This is a genomic window from Vreelandella sp. 2A-K22 (assembly GCF_054065485.1).
Window position 1 is genome coordinate 374,342 of record NZ_JBSUGC010000001.1, and the last position, 16,434, is coordinate 390,775.

At 55.0% G+C, this 16,434-nt stretch carries 15 protein-coding genes; 3 read left to right on the forward strand and 12 right to left on the reverse strand.

The genetic code is table 11. The annotated features are described in order from the left end of the window. The first annotated feature begins 179 nt into the window (after window positions 1–179). A complete protein-coding gene (locus ACW17M_RS01760) occupies window positions 180–1,106 on the forward strand; it encodes a LysR family transcriptional regulator (protein ID WP_009286188.1) in 927 nt (308 codons plus the stop codon). Window positions 1,107–1,110: 4 nt separating this feature from the next. Here the strand turns inward: ACW17M_RS01760 and ACW17M_RS01765 are convergent, their stop codons facing one another. From ACW17M_RS01765 to phnD, 7 genes are all read right to left on the reverse strand, one after another. Then, on the reverse strand, window positions 1,111–3,219 hold the full coding sequence (locus ACW17M_RS01765) for a methyl-accepting chemotaxis protein (protein WP_009286186.1): 2,109 nt from the start codon (window positions 3,217–3,219) through the stop codon (window positions 1,111–1,113). 11 nt (window positions 3,220–3,230) lie between these two features. Further along, complete coding sequence (locus ACW17M_RS01770) at window positions 3,231–5,102, reverse strand: methyl-accepting chemotaxis protein (protein ID WP_233974125.1); 1,872 nt, start codon at window positions 5,100–5,102, stop codon at window positions 3,231–3,233. Window positions 5,103–5,227: 125 nt separating this feature from the next. Further along, the gene (locus tag ACW17M_RS01775) at window positions 5,228–5,656 is read right to left on the reverse strand and encodes a host attachment protein (RefSeq protein ID WP_022521305.1); all 429 of its coding nucleotides are present in this window, start codon (window positions 5,654–5,656) and stop codon (window positions 5,228–5,230) included. Between the two features lie 92 nt (window positions 5,657–5,748). After that, the gene (gene phnE / locus ACW17M_RS01780; protein WP_022521306.1) at window positions 5,749–6,558 is read right to left on the reverse strand and encodes a phosphonate ABC transporter, permease protein PhnE; all 810 of its coding nucleotides are present in this window, start codon (window positions 6,556–6,558) and stop codon (window positions 5,749–5,751) included. Continuing rightward, window positions 6,552–7,364: a phosphonate ABC transporter, permease protein PhnE gene (phnE, locus tag ACW17M_RS01785; protein ID WP_022521307.1), complete on the reverse strand. Its 813-nt coding sequence runs from the start codon at window positions 7,362–7,364 to the stop codon at window positions 6,552–6,554. Before phnE (ACW17M_RS01785) ends, phnE (ACW17M_RS01780) begins: the two co-directional genes overlap by 7 nt. After that, window positions 7,351–8,148, reverse strand: a complete 798-nt coding sequence (gene phnC, locus ACW17M_RS01790; protein WP_233974124.1) for a phosphonate ABC transporter ATP-binding protein — start codon at window positions 8,146–8,148, stop codon at window positions 7,351–7,353. Before phnC ends, phnE (ACW17M_RS01785) begins: the two co-directional genes overlap by 14 nt. 56 nt (window positions 8,149–8,204) lie before the next feature. Next, window positions 8,205–9,197, reverse strand: coding sequence for a phosphate/phosphite/phosphonate ABC transporter substrate-binding protein (phnD, locus tag ACW17M_RS01795; RefSeq protein ID WP_022521309.1), 993 nt, complete (start codon window positions 9,195–9,197; stop codon window positions 8,205–8,207). 173 nt (window positions 9,198–9,370) lie between these two features. Between phnD and ACW17M_RS01800 the strand changes: the two genes are divergently transcribed. Next, the gene (locus ACW17M_RS01800) at window positions 9,371–9,970 is read left to right on the forward strand and encodes a histidine phosphatase family protein (protein WP_027957939.1); all 600 of its coding nucleotides are present in this window, start codon (window positions 9,371–9,373) and stop codon (window positions 9,968–9,970) included. A gap of 50 nt (window positions 9,971–10,020) precedes the next feature. Then, window positions 10,021–11,484, forward strand: coding sequence for a sensor domain-containing diguanylate cyclase (locus ACW17M_RS01805; protein ID WP_457546806.1), 1,464 nt, complete (start codon window positions 10,021–10,023; stop codon window positions 11,482–11,484). 19 nt (window positions 11,485–11,503) lie between these two features. Here the strand turns inward: ACW17M_RS01805 and ACW17M_RS01810 are convergent, their stop codons facing one another. From ACW17M_RS01810 to ACW17M_RS01830, 5 genes are all read right to left on the reverse strand, one after another. Continuing rightward, on the reverse strand, window positions 11,504–11,896 hold the full coding sequence (locus tag ACW17M_RS01810; protein ID WP_022521312.1) for a RidA family protein: 393 nt from the start codon (window positions 11,894–11,896) through the stop codon (window positions 11,504–11,506). A 99-nt stretch (window positions 11,897–11,995) separates the two neighbouring features. Further along, window positions 11,996–12,772: an amino acid ABC transporter ATP-binding protein gene (locus ACW17M_RS01815; RefSeq protein WP_022521313.1), complete on the reverse strand. Its 777-nt coding sequence runs from the start codon at window positions 12,770–12,772 to the stop codon at window positions 11,996–11,998. 36 nt (window positions 12,773–12,808) lie between these two features. Continuing rightward, entirely contained in the window at window positions 12,809–13,909 is a 1,101-nt protein-coding gene (locus ACW17M_RS01820; protein ID WP_009286182.1) for an amino acid ABC transporter permease, read from the reverse strand. A 15-nt stretch (window positions 13,910–13,924) separates the two neighbouring features. Beyond that, entirely contained in the window at window positions 13,925–15,115 is a 1,191-nt protein-coding gene (locus tag ACW17M_RS01825) for an amino acid ABC transporter permease (RefSeq protein ID WP_022521314.1), read from the reverse strand. Window positions 15,116–15,216: 101 nt separating this feature from the next. Next, entirely contained in the window at window positions 15,217–16,242 is a 1,026-nt protein-coding gene (locus ACW17M_RS01830) for an amino acid ABC transporter substrate-binding protein (RefSeq protein WP_009286180.1), read from the reverse strand. Window positions 16,243–16,434 lie beyond the last annotated feature (192 nt).

Below are 16,434 nucleotides of genomic sequence, written 5' to 3' on the forward strand. Positions count from 1 at the left end.
CCGTTTTCTCCATTAGTCGATGCTGGCGCTAGTCCGCATCGGTCATATTCTTAAAAAGAATAAAAATGATTAAATATGTTGCCAGCAAGTCTAAGCAAAGGGTGGTATATCTGTTAAGCGAATTATATTGATAACGGTTATCTGAAAAATAGATATAGATCAAATAAAGGTCAGACTCTATGCACTACACCCTGCGGCAGTTGGAAGTCTTTGTGGCGGTTGCTCAGCATGAGAGCGTCTCCCATGCGGCGCGGGCGCTGGCCATGTCTCAGTCGGCAACCAGCACGGCGCTTGCGGAGCTTGAGCGGCAGTTCGACTGCCAACTGCTGGATCGGATTGGTAAACGCTTAAAACTTAACGCACTGGGTTTTCAGCTGTTGCCCAAAGCGGTGGCGCTGCTGGATCGCGGCGAAGAGATTGAAGAGCTTCTACGTGGCCAGAAAGGGGTTGGGTCGCTGGATGTAGGGGCTACGCTGACCATTGGCAACTACCTGGCCACGCTGCTGATCAGCGATTTTATGCAGCGCCACCCCGGTAGCCGGGTGCGCTTGGCAGTGCGCAATACGCGCCATATTATCGAAGGCGTGCGCCAGCACTCGCTGGATTTAGGCTTGATCGAGGGGCAGTGCGACGATGACATGATCATCAGCCAACCCTGGGTGGAAGATGAGCTGTGCGTGTTTTGCTCGCCGCGACACCCACTGGCAGGCCGCGAGCACCTTGAACTTGAACAACTGCTGCGTGAGGACTGGATTATGCGCGAAGAGGGCTCTGGCACCCGCATGACTCTGGAGCATGCCGCGCGCCACCGCCGCAGCCGGTTTAACACCCTGCTAGAGCTAGAGCATACGGAAGGTATTAAGCGTGCCGTGGAGTCAGGGCTGGGGATTGGCTGTGTCTCGCGCCTGGCACTGCGAGATGCCTTCCGGCGCGGCAGCTTGGTGCCGCTGCCTACGCCGGAGTTGGATCTAAAGCGTCAGTTTACGTTTATCTGGCACCGGCACAAATACCTCACCACCGGCGTGCGAGAATTCCTGCGCCTGTGCCGTGAAATGACCGCTGGGGCCAAGCGCAGCGACGATATTGCGCTGCCGCCGATTCCTTAAGCGTTTATCGCTCAGTCAATTCGGGAGCAGGCAACTGATGGTTGCTAGGGGCGTTTTTTGGCTCAAGTGTAAAGCCGCCTACCAGCGCAGCGAGCCTATCCGCCTGATCGTTTAGCTGTTCAGCGGCGGTCGTCGACTCCTCCACAAGCGCGGCGTTTTGCTGGGTCATTTGGTCTAGGTCGGTGACGGCAATGCTCACCTGGCTAATGCCCTCGCTTTGTTCTCGAGCGGCCGTACTGATATCTCCCAACATTTGCGTTACCCGCGTGACGCTTTCTGCTAATTCGTGCATTGCCGACTCCGCATCTCGAACCATTTGGGTACCGCTTTCAACCTTGCCAGCCGAAGTATTAATACGCTGGCGGATATCCTTGGCGGCTTCGCTACTGCGAGAGGCTAATTTGCGAACTTCGTCGGCGACCACGGCAAACCCACGACCGTGTTCGCCAGCCCGGGCGGCTTCCACAGAAGCATTCAGGGCAAGCAGGTTAGTCTGAAAGGCGATGCCGTCGATGACGGTCACGATGGCCTGAATTTCATCGGAATTGGATCGAATATCATCCATCGTTGCCACGACTTGCTCAAACGCGCTGTCGGTACGCGAGGCTAACTGCGAGGCGGTTTGTGAAAGCCCACTGGCTTCTTGCGAGGCGTGAGTGGTATGGCTAACGGTGCTGCTGATTTCTTCCATCGCAGAGGAGGTTTGCTGCAGGCTGGCAGCGGCCTGTTCAGTGCGCCGTGAGAGGTCGTGGCCACCTTGAGTAATTTCATTAGCCGCGTGGTTGACGGCTTCACTACTACGGCGCACATCCAGCAGAATAACCTGAATTTTTTCTGCAAAGGCATTGAACTGCTCAGCTACCGCGGCACTTTCATCTCGCCCATGCACCGGTAGACGTTGGGTAAGGTCACCATGGCCTGAAGCAATCTCTGCCATGCGGCTTGCAAGCCGCTTAAGAGGCCGTGCGATTCGCCCGCCAATCCACCATAGCGCTGCCACCCCCAATGCTGCCAGAAGTAGCCCTACTACCGTCATGCCCAGCGTATTTTGCTGGCGCTGCTCGCTGAGAACTGCTTGCAGCTCGCCTAACTCCGCAAGCGCTACGTCTTCAGGGAGCTGGAGTACCAACACCCAGGGGAGGCGAGTATCGCCAATGGTAATAGGCTGATAGCGCTGCAGTAGACCATCGTTAACGCTGCTTTGCAGGCTACCTTGCTCTGATGCCTCTCGGATGCCCGCGAGAATTGTACTGCTAAGGGAGTCACTGGCAGGCGAGCCCAGACTCTCTACGCCTGCCGTGTCGGCGACTAGCCCCCCACTTCCCGCGACGAGAGCCATGCGCCCAGCGCCTTCGTATAGCGCTTGGTTGGCATCGCTTAGCAGGGTTTGGATAAAGTTAAGGGAGAGGTCTACCCCCGCAACGCCACGAAACTCGCCATCCACCAAAATGGGGGCGTTAAACGAAGTGACCAGTTGCGTCTCGCCGCCATAGTCATAAGCCGCCGGATCGATAATGCAGGGAACTAGGGTTTCACGAGGGCAAAGATAGTATTCGCCTTCCCGAACGCCGCTGGGAAGGCGTTCTTCACTCTCCATGGTATCTCCCAGCGGCAGCACTTCTAGCGTTTCATCCTCGGTGCGGTACCACCAGGGCATAAAGCGACCGCTACCGTCATGGCCATAGCGCTCATCTCCTGCATATCGTGCGTCGTCACCAAACGCATTGGGCTCCCAGCCGATAAATGCATCCAGCAGTGTCGGGTTGTCGGCCACAGTTTGGCGCACTAAGTTAGATAGTTCGCGGCGGTTCAGGTAAAGCGAGCGGCGCCCCTCTTCATCCTCCATACCCATCAAAGCATTAGTAGTCGCCAATTGATTGGCGATAGTCATGGCATTGTTGAGTTCGCGCTGAATACGCCCGCCCTCTGCTTCGGCAATGGCATCCAAGCGCGCATTCAATGCACTTTCCATCAATGCGCCGGTATGCTCATTCACCGTTTGCTGGGTGCGGGCCGCGGCGACCAAGTTATAGATGACTAGCGCAGCCACAATCGCGAGCAAGCAAGGGCCCGCAAGTGCGACGACAAAAGAGCGTAACGAACGAAAATGCATAGCGTTACCCCTTAAGTAATGTGATGGCGGCGGTTGTCATGTGCTTGGTACTGCACTTGCAGGGCAGGTGCCGCGGCGTGAGACAGCTTAAAACTACTGATAGTGCCTGCCAGATGATCGGCCTGTTCTTTTAGCTGCTCGGCGGCGGTCGTGGACTCTTCCACCATGGCCGCGTTTTCCTGAGTCATGCGATCCAGTTCTGCGACGGCAATGTTGACCTGATTGATGCCATCGCTTTGCTCGCTGGTGGCCGCATTGATCTCCTCCAAAACATCGGTAACGCGGGTAATATGCGCGACGATGTCTTGCATGGTAGATCCCGCATTACGCACTAAAGTGGTGCCATTGTTAACCTTGGTTTGAGAGTCCTCAATCAGCTTTTGAATATCGTTGGCGGCATCACTGCTACGCCCAGCCAGCTTGCGTACTTCGTCGGCCACCACGGCAAAACCACGGCCATGCTCGCCAGCGCGGGCAGCTTCCACCGACGCGTTAAGCGCCAGCAGGTTGGTCTGGAATGAAATGCTGTTCATCAAGGTGACAATCTCACCGATCTTATCCGAAGCGTGGGTAATGTCTTCCATGGTGGTCACCACATTTGCTACAACCTTCCCACCTTCGTTGGCTACCTCTGAGGCGGTTTGGGAGAGCTTGTTGGCTTCTTTTGCGGATGCAGCCGTGTGTTGAACCGTGCTGGTGATTTCCTCGATCGATGCAGAGGTCTGCTGCAGGCTAGCGGCAGCGTTATCGGTGCGACGGGATAAGTCCTGACCACCCATGGCGATCTCATTGGCCGCGTGGTGAACAGATTCACTGCTGGTGCGTACATCAATTAATACGGCCTCCATTTTACCTACGAAACGGTTGAAGGCCTTGGCAATTTGAGTGACTTCATCATTACCCTCTTCGGGCAAGCGTCGGGTTAAATCGCCCTCTCCCGATGCGATATCATCCATCGCATTACGAACTCCCAGCAAGCGGCGTAGCAGCAGAGAAAGCAGCAAACCGAAGACCACTGCCGTGATTGCGGCCACAATCAGCAGCGTGACTATCGATGTAGTGGCGATGGCGCGCAGGCCCGCTGTTGCCTCGTGTTCGTCCAGTGCCACAATCAACTGCCAGCCACTGCTACCACCCACGTTATTGCCCATCAGCAACGTATCGCTGTTTTGCAGTGAAAGCGATTGGGGTTCATCGGCTTGGGCGATTTCGCTAAGCCGGGTGTTGGTCAGTTCATCGCTCAAACGTGTGGAAGGTTCGAGCGTCATGTCAGCGTCAGGATGCGCGATCAGGGTGCCGTCTTCAGTGGTTAAAAAGCCGAAACTGGACGGCGTAGGGGCAATGCCGGTAACAATTTCGATCACATCCTCAATAGTAATATCCGCACCAATGACTGCGGCCAACTGCCCATTACGGTAGAAAGGGCGTGCAAAGGTAACGATTAAGCCCCCCGTTTGGGCATCAGTGTAAGGTGCCGTAATAATGGTCTCTTGCGCTTCGGCTGCGCCTTGGTACCAGGGCCGCTGACGCGGGTCGTAATCGCTGGGGGGCTGCCATCCATCGGAAAAAATAGCGTCTGGTGTGGAAGGATAAGCAATGTAGGCTGTCATAAAGCTGCCTGAGCCAGCCAGTTGTCGAAGTGCGGCAAGTGGCTCATCGCTATTGGCTGCATCATCCATGCTGGAAAGCATGGTATAGCGTGCGTTAAACCACTCGTTGATAGCTTGCGTATTACCGTTAACCACGGCGCTAAGATTGCGCGTTATTTGCTGGCTATTATGGTGTTTTACGGTGGTGTAACTGGCAATGCCGTTAATCACCAGGGCGAGGGTAATCGCCACTAATGCGGCCAATAGGATGCGTGCTCGGAGGGTAGATAGCATGGTCGCTCTCGACGTAGAAGTGCATGTCAGTACTCAGGGGGAGGTACCGTTTATAATGTCTTCTAGGCTATCGGCGAGAGCGACCCTTTCTTTAGTCTTACATGGGCTTTAAGTTTTGGATATTACTAGCGTAAATCACTAACTGCTTGTTGGATATCGGCCATCGAAGCTTTACTTAGATCTTTTGATAGGGAATGAATCACCAGCTTTTGGGTAGGGGCATCGAGTTTATCGCGTAAAAGCCCTAAAAATTTAGGTGGCGCCACCATAATGAGCTTCTTCATACTGTTGCCTACTCGAGCACTATAAAGTCGCTGAGCGACCTCTTTCGCAAACAACTCGTTTTCGTGCTTAGTAGCCGTTCCCTCTTCGCCAGCCGAGCGAGAGGTAGTGGACATCGACTCATGCACATCGCCTCGACCGTCGGTGACCAAGTCACCTTCGTGTAGACGTCCTTCAGCGTGAACCATGCTTTCTTGCTCTGCCAACGTTAAGGCATCTCGGGTAAAAATGCGTGCGCGAGCGGCGTCGGCTACCACGATATAGGTTGTCATCGCTGTGCATACTCCATGTCGTTGATGGTCATCTAACCATGGCAAGCGTTTGGCGTTAGGTCAAACGCTTGCCTCGGCTTAAGCAACGTGGGTTACAGCACCTTGCTACGCAGCAAGCTGGTGACGGCTTCACCAATCAGTACCAGCACAATAATGGCAATCAAAATGGTCGCCACGGTAGGCCAGGCAAAGGTGTCAATTGCGCCCTGGAGGATAACGCCGATACCCCCGGCGCCCACCAACCCAAGTACCGTCGATTCGCGGATATTGATATCCCAGCGGAGGATGACGATGGCAAAAAACGCGGGCATGACCTGAGGCACGATTGCATAGGCGACCACTTTGGCCTTGGAGGCCCCGGTGGCTTCCATGGCCTCTACGGGGCGCCGGTCAATCTCCTCTATTGCTTCGCCCATCAGCTTGCCGATAAAGCCAATCGAGCGAAACATGATGGCGAGTATGCCCGCTAATACCCCAGGGCCAAAAATGGCCACGAACAGCAGCGCCCAGATGATGGTGTTCACCGAACGGCTTGAGACCAGAATGAAGCGACCAAACCACAAACAGGCGCGGTTGGGGGTAGTATTCTGGGCGGCGATGTAGGCCACCGGGAGCGCCAGGAAAATCGTCAGAAAGGTAGCCAGCGTAGCGATATGCACGGTCTCGATCAGCGCTGCGATAATGCCATTGAGCCCCGCCGCACTGGGTGGCCACATGCGTGCGCCAAGCCCGGAGATTTGGTTGGGCGCATCCCACACCCAGGGCCAGAAAATATCAATATCGCGCACCGCCCAAACCACTAACATCAAGGTAGCTAGCAGAACGGCGTAACGAATCAGGCGCTGTTTGCGGTCATAGCGTTGCCAAATACGATCGGCAAGCTGCTGTGCGTGATCTACCATATTTTTTTCCTTACCCAGCCGCTGACACCTTCACTGAGCAAAATGACCGCGATGATAATGAGCAGAATCGCAAAGGCGAAATCGTAGTCGTAACGCCCAAAGGCATTCATCAGGGTGCCGCCAATGCCGCCTGCCCCAACGATTCCGACCACCGCTGATGCGCGCAAGTTACTATCCAATTGGTACATGGATAGCCCTACCTGGCGTGGCAGAATTTGCGGAAAGACCGCATAAAACAGAATGGCCACATAGCCAGCGCCGGCGGCTTTCATCGCCTCTACTTGGCCCCAATCAATCTCCTCGATCTCTTCGGCGAGCAACTTGCCCACAAAGCCGATGGAGTAGAGTGTCAGAGTCAGAATACCTGCGAGTGGGCCAAATCCAACGGCAGCGACAAACAGGATGGCAACAATTACCGGATGAAAGCTGCGCGATACGATAATCACCGACCGGCCAATCACATAGATAGGCATTGGGGCGATATTACGTGCCGCCATCACGGCAAAGGGAATAGAGAGTAAAACCCCCAATAGCGTCGCCAGAATGGCGATTTGAAAGCTCTCTTTAAAGCCTGTCAGCAGCAGCTCGTAGCGCTCTAGGCTGGGTGGGAAGCCGCCGCTAAATATGCGTGCCGCGCGGGGCAACCCTTCAGAGATCCGCGCCCAGTTGAACGGCAGCGAGCCGAACGCCCAGACCAGATAAACCACGGCAACCACGATTAACCCATAGCGTAGCAACGGGTTGGCAATGAACGGCGGCTTTCGCCAGGTGCGGGGCGCCGTTGAAGGGGCCTCAGGCGGAGTCATGTGAGGGTTCCTCCGCTGGCGTATCAGTAATCGCATCGTCCGGCGCTTCAATGCCACCGTAGATGGCGTCTAACGCGTCTTTGTTGAAATCGGCAGGCAACCCATCAAAGATCATCTTGCCGTGGCGTAGGCCCACAATCCGCTCGGTATAGGTTTTGGCCTGTGCGACGTTGTGGATATTGATGAGTACTGGCAGCGAGAGCTCACTGGCCAGGCTTTGCAGCAGTATCATGATTTGCTCGGAGGTGCGTGGATCCAGCGAGGCAGTTGGTTCGTCCGCCAGCAGAACATCAGGCTCCTGCATCAGGGCTCGCACGACGCCTACCCGCTGGCGCTCGCCGCCGGATAGCTCATCAGCGCGCTTGTTGGCGTAATGAGCGATTCCCACCCGCTCCATTAGCACAAACGCACGCTCAATATCTGCCTGAGGGTAGCGGCGCGATATCGCTTGATAGAGATTCACATAACCCAACCGCCCGGCCAACACGTTCTCCATCACGGTCAAGCGATCCAGTAGGTTAAAGCCTTGGAACACCATGCCGATCTTGCGGCGAGCACGGCGCAGCTCGGCGCCTTTCAGGTTCACCAGCTCATTGCCGTTGAGTTTGATCGAGCCGGAGGTTGGTTCGACCAGGCGATTGATACATCTCAGCATGGTGCTTTTGCCCGCACCCGAGGCGCCTACGATAGAAACAACGCTGTTTCCCTCTACCTGGAGGTCAAGCCCTTTCAGCACGGCTTCATCGTGGCCATAACGTTTGACCAGATTGGTAATTTCCAGCATGTGTCCGCTTCCATCGTCGAGACAATAACCGCACCGCCGGCGGCGGTGCGCTACGTTTACTCTTCCAGGTTTTCTGGCGTATAGCTCACGTTATTGGCCGCTTGGATGGTACGAATTACCTGCCAGTTGTCTTGGTAGTTGATGGGTATGAATTTCTCGACGCCCTCAAACTCTTCACCAAGTTCGGTGCCGACAAAATCAAAGCTAAAAAAGGCTTCCTCTATTTTCTCGACCAGGTCGGGATGCAAGTTGTGCGCGTAGTTATAGGAGGTAGTGGGGAAACGGTCGGATTCGTAGATCAGGCGCACGTCTTCTTCATCGTAAAGACCGCGTGCTGCCATCCGCTCGACGACTTCTGAGGCCACGGGGGCCGCGTCGTAATCCTTGGCCACCACGCCCAGCATGGATTGGTCGTGGCTACCCGAATAGACCACTTCGTAATCCTCATCGGGGGTGATGCCGAGTTCCGGCAGCAGCGCACGAGGGGCTAAATTGCCCGAGTTTGAGGTGGGTGAGGTATGGGCAACGCGTTTGCCTTTGAGATCCTCAACCTCATGGATATCAGAGTCGACATGAGTAAATAACTGCAGGGTGTAACCGAATTGGCCGTCATCAGAGCCCATCAAGGCAAACGGCACGGCACCGGCCAAATTCACCGCAAACGGCGTAGGGCCAGTGGAGAAGCCAGCGATATGCAGCCGACCGCTGCGCATGGCTTCAACTTGGGCAGCGTTTGACTGTACGGCGAAGAAACGCACATCCCGTTCGGTAACCTCGGCCAAGTGATCGATAAACGGCTGCCAGATATCCGAATAGATAGCCGGATCCTCCACGGGGGTATAAGCAAAAATCAGCGTGTCTGGATTGACCCACTCAGCCTCATCGGCAGGGCGATCCGCCACCATATCGCCATCTTCATCACAATAGATGGTATCCAGGGCGCCACGTTCGCACTCCGCGAAGGCATGGGTAGAGAGCAGGGTGAGCGGTAGTAGGGATGTAGCGATAAGTATCGCAAGCGGGCGCTGGCGGAAGAGCGAAGTTGTCATGGTGAGCCTCGTTTGTGCGTTATTGTTGTGTTCTTGCTATGGGTCAGGCTGTATTTCCTTGGCTGCGTTTTGCCACTATTGAAAGCGGAAACTGTTTCGTAAGTGGACATTCCGCGTCAAGGATGGTTATTTTCGAAAGTAGACACCTTCAATCTAGGGTTTGTGACAAACTTATGTCAAATACTTTACAGCCGCTCTCCGACCATTGGCGCAACCGCTATTTATTCATGCGCCACGGCCATAGTCAGGCTAATCAACAGAGGGTGATTGTCAGCTCGCCGGGGCGCGGGGTGGAAAACTTTGGTCTCTCCGAGCATGGTGAGCAACAGCTTGCCCAGCTCGTTGCCGACTGGCAGTGGCCTGTGCCGACCCGCGTGGTGCATTCAGACTTTTTGCGTACCACCCAAACCGCTGCCCATGTGGCGGCCAGGTTCGAGTTGGTACCCAGCGTGGATACGCGCTTGCGGGAACGAAATTTTGGCGAACTAGAGGGGTTGGGGGACGAGCACTATCCCAGTGTATGGGCGTTAGATGCCGAGGATGCTGAACACCAGCACCATGGAGTAGAAGCGTTGAGCCGGGTGGCGAGCCGTATGCAGGCGGTGATCGGTGATTGGGAACAACAGGTAAGCGGGGAAGTCATTCTGCTCGTCAGTCACGGTGATCCGCTGCAAATTCTGCTGACTGCCCTGGCCGGGAAACCGCTGACGTCCCACCGTGAGCAAACCCCGTTAGCACCCGCTAGCATTACTCTTTATGGGCATGGCGTGTAATCCACTAAAAGCTGTGTGGTAGTCTCTAAGAAAAGTAAAGAGAACCTGCTATGCCTGCTCCTTTTTCGCCGGATGCGCCGAGCCTGCTGAATGCCCTTGCTGTGGGCAGCCGCGCGCTCATCGACGCGCACTTTTGGAGTGAGGGCGTCGATCAGCTATTGGCGGCGCTAGGGGAAGCGTCGGGTGTCAATCGGGTGTGGATATTTCAAACCATAGAGCGCAACCCAAACGGTGTCTTGCAGGATTTTGTTTTTGAGTGGGCATCTTCATCGCACTATCGTGAGCGAACGCAAAAACGCTTTCGCTTTTTTACCACGCTGATCGACGATCCCGAGTATGAGGAAATGGTCAATCGTCGGGAGCGTGGTGACTCGCACACCTGTATTACCTCGCAGGTGGATTTGGGGTCGCTGCGCGACAATTTGGAAAGCCAGTCGATTCTATCGATGGTGACCGTTCCGATTATGGTGGATGGTCAGTGGTGGGGCACTTTGGGCTTCGATGACTGTGAGCGTGAAGTTGACTGGGAGGGAGCGGGGTTGCAGGCGCTAGTGATCGGCGCTGAACTGATCGCTTCGGCTATTTATCGTCAGCAGCTTACCCGCAGGCAGCGGCAGGTTGATCTGCTGCAGCAGGTCGCCGCCTGCGGCACCTGGGAGATTAATACTCGCAGTGGCGCAACCTGGTGCTCTTCGGCGTTGCTGCTTTCGCTGGGTTATCCTGGCGATTATGCTAGGCTCCCGTTGCGTCGCTTACTGGCCCACGCCATGCCCACTGACCGCATAAGGGTGTTTGGTTTGATTCGCGAGTGTCAACAGCGGCTGCAAACCCAATGCCGCATCGATGTTCAGCTCAGGGTCGCATCCGGGCAATGGCGTTGGCATGAGTTGGTGATGGAAAGCTACTACTCCGATGATGGCTCTTTAGCGCGTATCGGCGGCCTAGTCATCGATATTAGTCAACGTAAAAAAAGCGAAGAGCAGGCCTGGGCGGCGGCGGAGTTTGACGCCTTGACCGGCACACGCAACCGACGTGGCTTGGCTAATCACTTAGCACAACTCAATGAGCAAGCTGAAGCGGCAGCCTATTATTTGCTGATGATTGATATTGATTACTTCAAACATATCAATGATCGCTACGGTCACCCCGCGGGGGATACGCTGCTGGTGGAGATGGCAAAGCGAGTACACGAGGCCCTGCGGCCCGAGGATTGTCTGGCAAGGTTCGGTGGTGAAGAGTTTGCTGTTACGGCGGGTGATTTATCGCACCAACAGGTAGTCCAGCTGGGTGAGCGTATTCGCCAACGAGTAGCCCAGCAGCCGTTTTACCTGACGGCGGGTGATTCGCAAGCGCCGCTGATGGTGACACTCACCGTCAGCGTGGGGATTGCACCTCTGGCGCTCACCAGTGATTTAGACCACAGTCAGGCAGTAGCCGTTGCCCAGGCCGACCAAGCGCTCTATGCCGCCAAAGAGGCGGGGCGAAATCGCGTTGTGGCTCACTGGCAGCCGTGATGACGACGACTGATGAGGTTTATTGCTGCGACGGTGGAATCCAGGCAATCATATCGACTTCCACATCAGCGCCGCCAGCCAAGCCGGTTACCCCGATACAGGTGCGGGTGGGTAGAGGCTGGGGAAAGTAACTGGCGTAGACCTTATTCACTTCGTCGAAGTGGCCCATATTGGTAATAAACACCCGGGACTGCACCACATATTCGAAGGCACTTCCGACTTCTTCCAGCACAATCGCCAGGTTCTGCATTACCCGATGAGTCTGTTCGGTGAAGGTGCCCAAAAGCATCTCGTTGGTCTCTGGCACCGTCGGCATCTGGCCAGTGATAAAGACCAGATCACCTACGCGGCAGGCGTGGGAAAAAGGCGCAATCGGTTGCGGGGCGCGGTCGATAAACAGCTTTTCAATCATGTTTTTATCCTTTTTTAATGTTTTTAAAACATCATGGGCCTCAAGTGAGGCCCATGATGACGAACTTATCCACAGCTGCTTTGTCGCTGGGGCTGTGTATTAATGCCCCAGAATCTGGCTTAAGAACAGCTGGGTACGTTCAGACTGCGGGTTGTTGAAGAACGGCTCTGGCGCGTTCTCTTCAATGATTTGCCCCTGATCCATAAAGATCACCCGGTCGGCGACGGTTTTGGCGAAGCCCATTTCGTGGGTCACGCAGATCATGGTCATGCCCTCTTCCGCCAGTTCCACCATAACGTCCAGCACCTCTTTGATCATCTCGGGGTCGAGGGCGGAGGTGGGCTCGTCAAACAGCATCACGTCGGGGTGCATGCACAGCGAGCGGGCAATCGCTACACGCTGCTGCTGACCGCCCGAGAGTTGCCCCGGGTACTTAGTTGCCTGCTCGGCAATGCGCACCCGTTCTAGGTACTCCATGGCTAGCGCTTCGGCCTCTTTGCGGGGCTTCTTTTGTACCCACATTGGCGCAATACAGCAGTTTTCCAGCACTGATAAATGCGGGAACAGATTGAAGTGCTGAAACACCATGCCGACGCTACGACGAATCTGCTCAATGCGTTTGACGTCTTGGGTCAGCGGTAGACCGCCCACCACAATTTCACCCTTTTGGTGCTCTTCAAGGTGGTTAATGCAGCGAATTAGCGTTGATTTACCCGAACCTGATGGGCCGCAAACCACGATACGTTCGCCGCGTTTTACCTCAAGGTAGATATCCCGCAGTACGTGAAAATCGCCGTACCACTTGTTAACGTTGTGCATCTCGACCATCAGGTCAGAAGCACTGGTGTCAGAGGTGTTGGTGGCTGCTTGTGTCATGTTGAAATCCTACTTAAAACGTAATGAGATGCGGCGTCAGTGCTTATGGCCGGTGTTTAGCTTGCGCTCCAAGTACTGGCTGTAGCGCGACATGCTGAAACAGAATATCCAGAACACGAACGCGGCAAATACATAGCCCTCTACCGAGAAGCCCAGCCAGCGCGAGTCGGAAAGCGCCGCTTGCACAATGCCCAACAGGTCAAACAGCCCGATGATCATGACCAGGGTGGTGTCTTTAAACAGTGAGATAAACGTATTGACGATGCCAGGAATCATCATTTTCAGTGCCTGAGGCATCACGATTAGCCCCATGCGCTTCCAATACGTCATCCCCAGTGCCGCGGCGGCCTCATCTTGCCCTTTGGGAATCGCCTGCAAACCACCGCGAATAACCTCGGCCATATAGGCACTTTGGAACAGCGTCAGGCCGATTAGCGCACGTATAAGGCGATCCACGTTAAGTTCAGACGGCAGGAACAGCGGCAGCATCACCGAGGCCATAAACAGAATGGTGATTAGCGGCACACCGCGCCAAAACTCGATAAAAATCACGCAGAAGGTTTTGACGATGGGCATGTTCGAGCGTCGCCCAAGGGCTAATACAATGCCAATAGGCAGTGCGCCAATCATCCCCACGCTAGCCAGTAGCAGCGTCAGCATCAAACCGCCCCAGCGGTGGGTGGAGACACGCGGTAGATCAAAGTAGCCGCCGTGTAGCAGCACGTAGGCGATCACCGGGAAGATCAGCAGCGCAAACAGTGTCATCCAGCGCTTAAACGGCAGGCGCGGAATGACCATCCAGGCAATAATGCCCGCGAACATGGCAAACACGATATTGGCGCGCCAATACTCCTCACTCGGGTAGAGGCCGTACATAAACTGGGAAAAGCGTGCGTTAACGAATACCCAGCAGGCGCCCACCCGTGTGCAGTCTTCGCGGCTGTCGCCCACCCAGTTGGCATCAATAAATGCCCACTGAACCGTTGGCACCACGAGTAGATAGAGCACGTACAGGCCCAGTAGCGTGAAGATGCTATTGATAGGGCCGTTGAACAGATTGCCTCGTAGCCAGGCAACTGGCCCAATGGTGCCTTTAGGAGCCGGGCGCTGAGGTATGGTTTCTTTATTGTGAATCATGGGGTCGCCTCCGGCCTAGCGTTCGACCAGCGCAACGCGAGCGTTGAACCAGTTCATGAACATGGACACCAGCAAGCTGATGATCAGATAAACCGCCATGGTCATGGCAATGACTTCGATTGCCTGACCGGTCTGGTTGAGCGTGGTGCCGGCAAAAACCGATACCAGGTCGGGGTAGCCGATGGCGGTGGCCAGTGACGAGTTTTTAATCAGGTTGAGGTATTGGCTGGTGAGTGGCGGAATAATGACGCGCATAGCCTGGGGAATGATGATTAGGCGCAGCACTAGCTTGCGCGGCAAGCTCAATGCCTGGGCGGCTTCCGTTTGGCCATGGGGGATGGCTTGGATGCCCGAGCGCACAATCTCCGCAATGAAGGACGCGGTATAGATAGACAGCGCCAGCCACAGGGCCAAAAATTCAGGGATAATGGTAATACCACCGCCGAAGTTAAAGCCGCGCAGTACCGGCATCTCCCAGGTCACCGGTACACCGGTAGCGACCAATACCAGCAGCGGTAGGCCAAAGATAATCACCAGCGACATCCAGAAAACCGGCAGGCGCTTGCCGGTGGCTTCGTGACGGCGCTTGTTCCACATGACCAGTGCGATGCTGGCAATAATGGCTACCACGAAGGTGGCTGGGATAAGACCAAATCCTGATTCGAACAGCGGTTGAGGCAGGTACAGCCCGCGCACGTTCAGGAAAATGGCTTCGCCAAAGGCCATGCTCTCTCTAGCGCTGGGTAACGTCCGCAGTACCGCGAAGTACCAGAAGAAAATTTGTAGCAGCAGCGGGATATTACGAAACGTTTCGATATAAGCGTTAGCTAGCCGGGCGATCAACCAATTGGGCGATAGCCGCGCAATACCGACGATAAAACCAATAATCGAGGCAGCTAACACCCCCAATCCACCGACTAGCAGCGTATTGAGCAAGCCAATCACAAAAGTGCGGCCGTAGGTACTTTGGGAGGAGTACTCGATTAAGCTTTGACCAATACCAAAGCCGGCTGTGTTGCCCAGGAAGCCAAAGCCAGTGGTAATGCCGCGAGCATTCAGGTTGGCTTGGGTATTGCCGATAATATAGATCAGGAAAGCCGCGACAACGGCGACCAATATAAGCTGAAAAATAAGTGCGCGCTTAGCGCGGTCTCGCCAAAACGGCGGCTTGTGGCCAGCGGGGCGAACGTTAGGTCTTACAGACATGGATGGCGTCTCCGCTACACGGAAGGTCAATCAAATGGCCCGCCACGACCTTTAAACAGATACCTGTGAAGAGGGCGGCGGGCCGGGGTCAAGCGAGACGCTTAGCGAATCGGGGGAGCGTACTGGAAACCACCGTCGGTCCACAGGGCGTTAACACCGCGCTCAATTTCCAGCGGCGAGCCCATGCCCACGTTGCGGTCGAAGCTTTCAGCGTAGTTACCCACTTGGCTAATAATGTTGTAGGCCCAATCTGCTTCTAGGTTCATGCCTTCACCGTAGTTGCCGTCTTGGCCTAGCAAGCGAGCGATGTTGGGGTCTTCAGAGTTAAGCATTTCTTCAGCGTTTTCACTGGTGACGCCGTACTCTTCGGCGTTAATCATGGCGAACAGCGACCATTTCACAATGTTGAACCAAAGATCGTCACCCTGACGAACCACAGGGCCTAGTGGCTCTTTGGAGATAACGTCAGACAGGATCATCGAGGCTGAAGGATCGTCTAGCTGAATACGTAGCGCCGCTAGCTGAGAGGTATCGGAGGTTAGCACGTCACAGCGGCCGGCCTGATAGCCACCCACGGTTTGCTCAGAGGTATCAAATACGATCGGGTTGAATTCCATGTCGTTAGCACGGAAGTAGTCAGCCAGGTTCAGCTCGGTAGTGGTGCCAGACTGAATGCAGATGGAGGCGCCGTCGAGTTCATCAGCACCGGTAATACCCAGGTCACGGGATACCATGAAGCCCTGACCATCATAGAATGTTACGCCGGTGAAGTTCAGGCCCAGGGTGGTATCGCGGGTAGTCGTCCAGGTGGTGTTACGTGAGAGAACATCAACTTCACCAGACTGCAGGGCGGTGAAGCGCTCTACGGCATTGAGTGAAATATAGTTGACGGCTTCTGAGTCGCCGAGCACCGCTGCCGCTACTGCGCGGCATACATCAACGTCGATACCTTGCCAGTTACCGTCGTCGTCCGGAGCTGAGAAGCCCGGCAAACCATCGCTCACACCACACTGAACGGCGCCACGCTCAATGGTATCTTCCAGGGTGTCGGCTTGAGCAGTTGCCATTCCCGCCAGGCTAAGTGAGCCAGCGGACGCCAGAAGCGCTAAGTGTTTTTTATTGAACATCTAGTTTCCCTCGAAGTTATTGGAATCAGCTACTGAAATCAGTTAATGAAACCAGTAGTTGAAATAGTTATGCATGCCGTAGCATGTCACTAAACCTAGCAAGGAAGATGCCAACAAGGGTACAGGCGTTAATTCAGCGCTTTTCAACGCTACTCAACGAATTCGAGACGAAGGTCTAGGTGCAAAAAAGGT

Coding starts and splice junctions, on each gene's coding strand:
- ACW17M_RS01760 (WP_009286188.1), top strand. CDS start 180: ATGCACTACACCCTGCGGCAGTTGGAAGTCTTTGTGGCGGTTGCTCAG.
- ACW17M_RS01765 (WP_009286186.1), bottom strand. CDS start 3,219: ATGCATTTTCGTTCGTTACGCTCTTTTGTCGTCGCACTTGCGGGCCCT.
- ACW17M_RS01770 (WP_233974125.1), bottom strand. CDS start 5,102: ATGCTATCTACCCTCCGAGCACGCATCCTATTGGCCGCATTAGTGGCG.
- ACW17M_RS01775 (WP_022521305.1), bottom strand. CDS start 5,656: ATGACAACCTATATCGTGGTAGCCGACGCCGCTCGCGCACGCATTTTT.
- phnE (WP_022521306.1), bottom strand. CDS start 6,558: ATGGTAGATCACGCACAGCAGCTTGCCGATCGTATTTGGCAACGCTAT.
- phnE (WP_022521307.1), bottom strand. CDS start 7,364: ATGACTCCGCCTGAGGCCCCTTCAACGGCGCCCCGCACCTGGCGAAAG.
- phnC (WP_233974124.1), bottom strand. CDS start 8,148: ATGCTGGAAATTACCAATCTGGTCAAACGTTATGGCCACGATGAAGCC.
- phnD (WP_022521309.1), bottom strand. CDS start 9,197: ATGACAACTTCGCTCTTCCGCCAGCGCCCGCTTGCGATACTTATCGCT.
- ACW17M_RS01800 (WP_027957939.1), top strand. CDS start 9,371: ATGTCAAATACTTTACAGCCGCTCTCCGACCATTGGCGCAACCGCTAT.
- ACW17M_RS01805 (WP_457546806.1), top strand. CDS start 10,021: ATGCCTGCTCCTTTTTCGCCGGATGCGCCGAGCCTGCTGAATGCCCTT.
- ACW17M_RS01810 (WP_022521312.1), bottom strand. CDS start 11,896: ATGATTGAAAAGCTGTTTATCGACCGCGCCCCGCAACCGATTGCGCCT.
- ACW17M_RS01815 (WP_022521313.1), bottom strand. CDS start 12,772: ATGACACAAGCAGCCACCAACACCTCTGACACCAGTGCTTCTGACCTG.
- ACW17M_RS01820 (WP_009286182.1), bottom strand. CDS start 13,909: ATGATTCACAATAAAGAAACCATACCTCAGCGCCCGGCTCCTAAAGGC.
- ACW17M_RS01825 (WP_022521314.1), bottom strand. CDS start 15,115: ATGTCTGTAAGACCTAACGTTCGCCCCGCTGGCCACAAGCCGCCGTTT.
- ACW17M_RS01830 (WP_009286180.1), bottom strand. CDS start 16,242: ATGTTCAATAAAAAACACTTAGCGCTTCTGGCGTCCGCTGGCTCACTT.